Source organism: Nigerium sp. (genome assembly GCF_039811905.1).
In the GTDB taxonomy this organism is placed as follows: domain Bacteria; phylum Actinomycetota; class Actinomycetes; order Propionibacteriales; family Propionibacteriaceae; genus Propioniciclava.
Window position 1 is genome coordinate 1 of record NZ_JBDHZL010000120.1, and the last position, 7,586, is coordinate 7,586.

Here is a 7,586-nt window from a genome sequence, read left to right on the forward strand (position 1 = left end):
GCGACGATGGGAAACGGCGTTCTGCGTGGGCTCGTCAGCGCAACAAGAGCACGAGCGCGGAGAGCGCGGAGGCGAGCATCGTCACGATCTCGAACTGGCGTTGACTGACCCGGCGGATGACGAAAGTCCCGAGAACGGTGCCCAGCAGGACGAACGGGATGAGGGCGAGGTCGAGGGTGAGCCCGCGCGGTGTGAAAAGCCCGATGGAGGCCGCGAGAGGCACTTTCGAGAGATTGATGAGGGCGAAGAACCACGCGTTCGTTCCGATAAAGCGGCGCTTCTCGATGCGGGCCGCCAAGAAATACAGGGCCATGACGGGGCCGGCTGCATTGGCGGTCATCGTGGTGAATCCGGCCGCGACGCCGGCGGCCCCCGCCTTGGCCCAGTTCGTCTGGACGCCGAGTTCGCTGACGTCGGGGGTGCGGCGGAGACGCTGCACGAGCTGCAGTAGCACCATGGCGAGCAGCAGGCCGCCGATGGTGCGCCGCATGGCGAGGTCGTCGACGCGGTTCATGAACCAGGCGCCCAGTAACAGCCCGGGCAGCACGGTGGGAACCAGCCGGAGCAGCAACCGCCACGACACCCGGCGGTAACGGCTGATCGCGACGAGATCACCGAGGATGAGCAGGAGCAGGACGGTCGCCGTCGACTCTTTCGCGGGCACGATGAGCGCGAAGATGGCGACCGCGATCGCGCCCATGCCGCCGAACGACGTCTTCGAGAAGCCGACGATCACCCCCGCGAAGGCGAGCAGGGCGAGCGCCGGCCACCCGTAGGCGAGCACCTGATCGATCATCACCCTCCTCGCCGATTCGTCAGGCTGAGGGGCGGGCCGGCACCGATCGAGCGGCCGCACCGGCGATCAGCCAGTACGTGGGCATCATCTCATCGACCAGCGCTTCTGGCGCGGAGAGTTGGTCGAGGAGGAGTCCATCCACCAGCGCGACGATCATGCGCGCCCCGGCTTCGGGGTCGGGTCCGTCGAGCGATGCGGCGATCCGGTCGACGAACCGGTCGCGGGCGGCCTTGACGATGCCCTGCAACTCCGGGTGACGCGAGGCGTGGAGGTAGAGCTCGAGGCGTGCCCGGGCGAGGTCCGGGCGGGCACGCACGGCGTCCGCGACCGCTCGCGCCTGGGCGAACAGGGCGGTGGGCGGGCGTCCGGCGTCGGCCAGTGCGCGCGTCTGGTCGTCCACGGTGAGGACGTCGGGCAACTCGGCGTCCGCGAGGTGCGTGAGGACGGCCGCGATGAGCCCGTCGAGGGATCCGAAATGGTACTTGACGAGGCCCTGCGCAACCTCGGCCCGCTGCTCGACCCGGCGATGGGTCAGCCCGCGCATGCCCTCGGCGGCCAGTTGGGCGATCGCGGCGTCGATGAGCCGCGCCCTCGCGGGGCGCGCTTCCGGCCCCGCGGCCGCTGATTGCGTCATGGCGAGGAGCGTAATAGTTTCCACGACTGTGGAAACGAACTTCTTTCCGACGGTGAACTTCGCACCGGGGGACTGGCTCCTCCGGGCCGGGCGGGGCGCGACGGTGCGGCGCGGGTGGCTGGGGCGGCGCTACGTGTACCTGTTGGGGCCGCGGGCCAACGAGTTCGTGTTCGGCCACGATCACCTGTTTCGGTGGCGCGAGGCGTTCGCCAGCCTGATTCCGGTCGACGGCGAGACGTCCGTCGTGGTCTCCGACGGGGAGGCGCACGGCCGACGGCGCGGGTGGGTGCGTCCCGCGCTCGATCGACGCCACGTCGACGGGTACGTCGACGCGATCGCGCGCACCGCCGCCGAAGCCCTGGACGCGGTGCGGCCGGGCGAGCTCGTGGACGGGTACCAGGTGCTTCGCGCGGCGATCCGCCGCGCCACCATGCGCGCGCTCTTCGGAGAGAGCGTCGGCGGGCATGCGGACGACATGGGCGACCTGTTGAAGCCACTCATCGACCTGACCGACCTGCTCCCGGATACCGTGGCGGTCCACCGTCGGCTCCGAACGCCCCGGTGGCGGCGGGCGATGGCGGTGCGCCGACAGCTGGACGCCTTCATCGGCTCTGAGATCGCTCGCGCCCGGGCGGGCGACGCGCCGCCGGACCGGGTGCTGTCGACCCTCGTGCACGGCCGGGACGGGTCCGGGCCGGGGTTGAGCGAGACGGAGATCCGCGACCAGATGGTGACGCTCATCGCTGCCGGGTACGAGACGACCAGCGCGGCGATGGCCTGGACGCTGTACGGGCTCGCGGTCCGGCCCGACCTGGTCGGCCGGGCGACGGAGGAGGCGTCCCGGGCGTGCGAGATCGGCCTGACGGCGTCCGCGATGGGAGAGATGGAGTGGGTGGGCGCGATCGTCCGGGAGGCGCTGCGGCTCTATCCGCCGGCCGTGGTGTCGGCGCGCTACGTCGCGGAAGACTTCACCGTCGAGGGGCGCCGGGTCTGCGCCGGCACGATGCTGCTCTACAGCCCGTACGCGACGCATCGCGACCCGCGGGTATACGACGAGCCGCTGGCGTTCCGGCCTGAGCGGTGGCTATGCGGGGCCACGCGGCCGGCGTCCGAGTATCTGCCGTTCGGCGGCGGCGGCCACCGCTGCCTGGGGTCGACGATGGCGACCACGGAGCTGACCGTCATGCTGGCGACCCTGCTGGCGCGGGGCGGGTACCAGTTGGAGGCCGGGCGCGTCCGGGCGCGGGGCTATGCGGCGATGCGGCCGCGCGACGGGCTGCCGATGCGGCTGGGGTGACGGACGTCCGCGTCAGCCCCGGCGATCGCGTTCGGGCACGCCGGGGCGCATATTGATCACGGACGCCCGCGACACGGCCTTCCAGGTGCCCTGACCCGGCCCCCAGCGTTCGCCACGGGGGCCGAGAACGCTGGACATGGGCGCCTCTCCGGGTGAAGGTGGGTCGCAGCAACCCCGTTGCGCCCTCCCTCCAGCCCTCGACCCACGGAGGTTCCCCATGAGGCCCCTCACCCGCGCCCTCGCCACGGCCACCGCTGCGTGCCTCGCCCTCGGCGCCGCCCTCGTGTCGCCGGCCGAGGCGCGTCCCCCGCGCGAAGTCACGCGGCACACCCAGAAGGTCGCGACGTCCGTCGGCTACGGCGGGGCGGTGAGCTCGGTCGACCCGGAGGCGTCCGCGGCCGGCCTCGCAGTGCTGGCTCGCGGCGGCAACGCGGTCGACGCGGCCGTCACGACGGCCGCGACGCTCGGCGTGACCGAGCCGTACTCGGCGGGCATCGGCGGGGGCGGGTACCTCGTCTACTACGACGCGAAGACCCGCCGGGTGAGCACGATCGACGGGCGCGAGACGGCGCCGGCGTCCATGCCGACGGACGCCTTCACGAACCCCGCGACCGGGGCGCCCTACGCGTTCAACGAGCTGGTGACGAGCGGGCTCTCCGTCGGCGTCCCGGGCACGCTGGCCACGTGGCAGCTCGCCCTCGATCGCTGGGGGACCTCCTCGCTGGCCCGCGCGATCGAGCCGGCGCGGCAGGTTGCGCAGCGGGGCTTCGTGGTCGACGACACGTTCCGCAGCCAGACGCTCGACAACGCGGCGCGGTTCCGGGCGTTCACGTCCAGCCGCGACCTGTGGCTGCCGAACGGCGACGCTCCGGTGGTCGGCAGCGTCTTCCGGAACCCCGACCTGGCCGACACCTACCGGCTGATCCAGCGGCGCGGGCTCGACGGGTTCTACTCCGGCACGCTCGCCGCCGACATGGCGCGGGCCGTGACCGCGCCCCCGGTCTCGGGGGAGAGCGACCTGCCGACCCCCGCCGGGCACCTGAGCGTCGACGACCTGGCGACGTACCGGGCCATCGAGCAGGCGCCGACGGCGAGCACCTACCGCGGCTACACCGTCTACGGCATGGGCCCGTCGGGTTCCGGCGGCACGACGGTGGGGGAGGCGCTCAACATCCTGCAGCGGTTCGACCTCTCCTCGCTGACGGTCCCGGAGGCCTACCACCGGTACTTCGAGGCGTCCGCCCTCGCGTTCGCCGACCGGGGACGCTACGTGGGCGACCCGGCGTTCGTCGACGTCCCGACGCGGGCGCTCCTCTCGGACGCCTTCGCCGCCGAGCGGGCCTGCCACGTCGACCCCGAGCGCGCCGCCGTCAAGCCCGTGGCGGCCGGCGACGTCGCCACCGCCGACGGGCGCTGCGACGCCGCGGCTGCCGGCGCACTCGCGCCCGACACCGAGAACCGCTCGACCACCAACCTGACCGTGGCCGACCGCTGGGGCAACGTCGTCGAGTACACCCTTACCATCGAGCAGACCGGCGGCTCGGCCATCACGGTGCCGGGGCGCGGCTTCCTGCTCAACAACGAGCTGACCGACTTCACGCTGGTCTGGGACGCCGCCGACCCGAACCGCCTCGAGCCCGGCAAGAGGCCGCGGTCGTCCATGTCGCCGACGATCGTGCTGAAGGACGGCAAGCCCTTCCTCGCCCTCGGGTCGCCGGGCGGCTCGACGATCATCACGACGGTGCTCCAGACGCTGGTGAACCGCATCGACCTGGGCATGCCGATCGATCGGGCCCTCGCGGCACCCCGCGCCACCCAGCGGAACACGCCGAAGGTCACCGCCGAGCCCGGGTTCATCGCCGAGTACGGCCCGGCGATGGGGGCGTTCGGGCACCAGCTCGACCCGTCCGGGGACTCATTCACCTCCGCCGCCGAGATCGGCGCCGCGACCGCGATCGAGTTCGGCCCTCGGGGACGCCTCACCGCGGTGTCCGAGCCGACGCGCCGCGGGGGCGGTGCGGCGCTGGTGGTGCGCCCGGACAAGCACCGGCGCGGCTGAGCGGGATCGGCGCGCCCGTCAGCCCTCGATCGTGGTGAGCGCGTCGCCCGCGGCCACCCGGACGCCTGCCTCCACGGACGCCTCGCCCACCACACCGTCGCGGTGCGCCGGGACGGTGGTCTCGGTCTTCATCGCCTCCAGCACGCAGACGCCGTCGCCCGCGGACACCGTCGCGCCCGGCTCCACCAGCCAGCGCTGCAGCACGCCCGCCATCGGCGCGCGCAGGGACGCCTCCGGCTCGCCGTCCGCGTCCCCAGGGCCGTCGCCGGGCCGGGCCTCACCGGCGGCGTCCCCGTCGGGCCCGAACGACCGCAGCAGCGCGGCGGGGAGGCCGAGTTGGACGGCCTTGCCGTCCAATTCCACGGTGAACCGCACCCGCCGGGACGCCTCCGCGTCCGCCGCGGGCCAAAAGCCCGGGTCGGCGGCGAGCCGGTCGCCGAACTCCTGCTCGATCCAGGCGGTGTGGACGCCGAGGGCGTCCTCGCCGGTGAACGCCGGGTCCTCCAGGACGGCCCGATGGAACGGCAGCACGGTCGTCACCCCATCGATCGTCAGGTCGGCGAGCGCCCGCCGCGCCCGGCGCAGCGCGTGGGCGCGCGACACGCCCCGCACGATGAGCTTCGCGATCATCGAGTCGTAGTCCCCGGTGACGACGGAGCCGGTGCGGACGCCCGTGTCCAGCCGGACGCCCGGCCCGGTCGGCGCCTCGAGCAACTCGATGCGTCCGGTGGAGGGCAGGAACCCGCGGGCGACGTCCTCGGCGTTGATGCGGAACTCGAACGCGTGTCCGCGGTTCGCGACGTCGCCGCTCACGGGCACCTCGCCGCCGAACGCGATCTCGAGCTGCGCGAGCACGAGGTCGACCCCCGTGGTCTCCTCGGTGACGGTGTGCTCGACCTGCAATCGCGTGTTGACTTCGAGAAACGAGATGACGCCGTTCGCGCCCAGCAGGTACTCGACCGTCCCGACGCCCACGTAGCCGGCCTCGCGGCACAGGTCGCGCGCCGAGTCCCTCACGAGCGCCCGCTGCTCGTCGGTCAGGAACGGCGCCGGTGCCTCCTCGACGAGCTTCTGGTTGCGGCGCTGCAGCGAGCAGTCCCGCGTGCCCAGCACGAACACGTGGCCGTGCCGGTCGGCGATCACCTGCGCCTCGATGTGCCGCGGCCGGTCCAGGTACTGCTCCAGGTAGCAGTCGCCGCGCCCGAACGCGGCCTGGGACTCGCGCACGGCCGAGGCGAACGCCGCCTCGATCTCCTCCGCCGACCGGACGACGCGCATCCCGCGTCCCCCGCCCCCGAACGCCGCCTTGATCGCGACCGGGTAGCCGAGCTCGCCGGCGACGCGGGCCGCCTCGGCCGGGTCGGCCACGAGGCCCTCCGACCCCCGGACGAGCGGCGCGCCCACCCTGCGGGCGATGTCGCGGGCCGCAACCTTGTCGCCCAGCAGCTCGATCGTGTGCGGGTCGGGGCCGATCCACGTCAGCCTGGCGTCGAGGACGGCCTGCGCGAACTCGGCCCGCTCGGCGAGAAACCCGTAGCAGGGGTGGACGGCGTCCGCCCCGGCACGCCGGGCGACGGCGAGCAGCTGGTCGGCGTCGAGGTAGGTCTCGGCCAGCGTCGCGCCCTCCAGCCGGTAGGCCTCGTCGGCGGCGCGGACGTGGTAGGCGTCGGCGTCCGGGTCGGCGTACACGGCGACAGCGCGGTGGCCGGCGTCCCGGCAACCCTGCGCGACGCGGACGGCGATCTCCCCGCGGTTGGCGATCAGGATCGTGGCCATGGCTCACTCCTCGACGACGAAACGGATGGTGGCGCCGGGCGGCAGCTGCGCGATCAGGTCGACGTCGGCCGCCCGGACGACGCCGATCACCGGATAGCCGCCCGTCACCGGGTGGTCGCGCAGGAAGATCACCGGACGCCCGTCGGTCGGCACCTGAATCGAGCCCGCGACGGCCCCCTCCGACGGCAGCTCGCCGTCGCGGGACCGCCGCAGCGGCTCGCCGTCCAGCCGGACGCCGATGCGGTTCGAGTCCTCCCGGACCACCCAGCGCGGCTCGCCGAGCGAGGCGAGGGCGTCCGGGGTGAACCAGTCGTCGCGGGGGCCGAGGCGCACGTGGGCGTCCAGATGATCGCCGGGCAGCGGCGTGGGCGCCTGCGGCAGCCCGACGATCGACGGCCAGGGCGGCGTCCCGACGGGCACGACGTCCCCGGAGGCCAGGGGCGCCGGCCCCTCGCCCGACATCAGGTCGGTCGAGCGGGAGCCGAGCGCGGACGCCGCGGCCAGGCCGCCCCGGACGCCCACGTACGCGCGCAGCCCGCGCCGCGGGACGCCGAGCGCGAGGACCTGCCCGTCCAGCAGGGCGAACGGACGGTCGGACGCCGGACGGTGCGCGACCGGGGCGCCGGTGACCTCCAGCGGGACGTCCGCGCCCGTCACCGCGACGACCTGGTCGCCGACGGCGGCCAACCGCAGGCCGCCGCCCAGCGATTCGAGGAGCGCCGCGTCGGCCGGGTTGCCGACGAGCTCGTTCGCCTGGGCGGCCGCGGCGGCGTCCATGGCGCCCGACTCCGCGACGCCGAGCGCCGCGTAGCCGGGACGCCCTCGGTCCTGCACGAGCGCCTGCAGCCCCGTCGCCTCGATCCGGACGCCGCTGGTCACCTCGCCGGGGGTCGCGTCACCTGGGGTCGCCTCGCCAGGGGCGTCCTCGTCGGGCGCACCCCCGGGGACCGCACCCCCGGGGACCGCACCCCCGGGGACCGCACCGTCGGCGTCCCGGACGGCGACGGCGTCCCGGACGGCGACG

General features: G+C 74.0%; 6 protein-coding genes. 2 read left to right on the forward strand and 4 right to left on the reverse strand.

Annotated features, from left to right (window positions below; genetic code table 11):
- Positions 1-34: 34 nt before the first annotated feature.
- A complete protein-coding gene (locus tag WMJ97_RS13440; RefSeq protein WP_347349512.1) occupies positions 35-796 on the reverse strand; it encodes a sulfite exporter TauE/SafE family protein in 762 nt (253 codons plus the stop codon).
- Positions 797-815: 19 nt separating this feature from the next.
- On the reverse strand, positions 816-1,430 hold the full coding sequence (locus WMJ97_RS13445; RefSeq protein ID WP_347349513.1) for a TetR family transcriptional regulator: 615 nt from the start codon (positions 1,428-1,430) through the stop codon (positions 816-818).
- Between the two features lie 52 nt (positions 1,431-1,482).
- Between WMJ97_RS13445 and WMJ97_RS13450 the strand changes: the two genes are divergently transcribed.
- The gene (locus WMJ97_RS13450) at positions 1,483-2,727 is read left to right on the forward strand and encodes a cytochrome P450 (RefSeq protein WP_347349514.1); all 1,245 of its coding nucleotides are present in this window, start codon (positions 1,483-1,485) and stop codon (positions 2,725-2,727) included.
- A gap of 217 nt (positions 2,728-2,944) precedes the next feature.
- Positions 2,945-4,786, forward strand: a complete 1,842-nt coding sequence (gene ggt, locus WMJ97_RS13455) for a gamma-glutamyltransferase (RefSeq protein ID WP_347349515.1) — start codon at positions 2,945-2,947, stop codon at positions 4,784-4,786.
- Positions 4,787-4,804: 18 nt separating this feature from the next.
- Here the strand turns inward: ggt and WMJ97_RS13460 are convergent, their stop codons facing one another.
- Both WMJ97_RS13460 and WMJ97_RS13465 read right to left on the reverse strand, forming a co-directional pair.
- Positions 4,805-6,562 (reverse strand): biotin carboxylase N-terminal domain-containing protein, encoded by a 1,758-nt coding sequence (locus WMJ97_RS13460; protein WP_347349516.1) that lies wholly within the window; start codon positions 6,560-6,562, stop codon positions 4,805-4,807.
- Positions 6,563-6,565: 3 nt separating this feature from the next.
- The coding region (locus tag WMJ97_RS13465) for a biotin-dependent carboxyltransferase family protein (RefSeq protein WP_347349517.1) at positions 6,566-7,586 on the reverse strand (1,021 nt) is incomplete at its 5' end.